Here is an 896-nt window from a genome sequence, read left to right as displayed (position 1 = left end):
TACTCCAGGGCACCCTGCTTGTTCCATCGGGCCAGGTCACCCGTGCGATACATCCGCGCCCCGGCAGGACCGTAGGGATTGGCGACGAAACGGTCCGCCGTGAGTGCCGACTGGCCGATGTATCCGTGGGCGAGACCGTGCCCGGCGACATACAACTCCCCCGGCACACCCGGCGCCACGACCTCCAGGTTGGTGTCCAGGACGTAGGCGTGCTTGCCGGCCAGCGGACCACCCACCGGAATGCTCGCCGCACCGGCACCGACCCCCGGCTCGATCACGAACACCGTCGTGAACCCCATGCTCTCCGCCGGACCATAACCGTTCAGGAGATGCAGCTGCGGGTGGTCGGTGAGGGAGCGGGTGACGTGCGCGGGTGAGGCGGCCTCGCCCGCCGTCATGGCCTCGCGGATCCCCCTGAAGACCGCCGGGTACTCGTCGAGCATGTGATTGAAGAGGCTCGCGGACATCTGGAGCGTGGTGACCTGGTGCCGTTCCACCAGCTCCGCGATCAGGTACGGGTCGGTGTGCTGGCCGGGCTGGAGGACACACACCCCGCCGTGCAGCAGCGGGCCGAAGACCTCCAGGGCGAAGGCGTCCCACGAGACGGGCGAGCACTGCAGGAACGGCTGCTCCGGACCGAAGGCCAGGTAGTCCGGTCCGACGAAGGTCGCGGCCAGCGCACGGTGCGAGGCCATGACCCCCTTGGGCAGACCTGTCGAGCCCGACGTGAACATCACGCACGCCACCGACTCCGGCGACCCGCCCGTCTCCACCGCCGCGCCCGACAGCCCGCTCGCCTCGGCGATCTCGGCCGTCAGATCGACGACCACCGCCTCCGTGGCGAGCTGCGGCAGATGCGACTGGGTGATGAGAGCGGCGGGAGCCACCTGCTCAAG

General features: G+C 69.5%; 1 protein-coding gene. It reads right to left on the bottom strand.

What is annotated here, in order from left to right; genetic code table 11:
- Nucleotides 1–896: AMP-binding protein (locus E0F75_RS39765; protein ID WP_229315921.1), on the bottom strand; the 896-nt coding region annotated here is incomplete at both ends.

This window comes from Streptomyces sp. CB02980 (genome assembly GCF_014451325.2).
Classification (GTDB): domain Bacteria; phylum Actinomycetota; class Actinomycetes; order Streptomycetales; family Streptomycetaceae; genus Streptomyces.
This window is presented reverse-complemented; position numbering and strand designations above follow the sequence as displayed.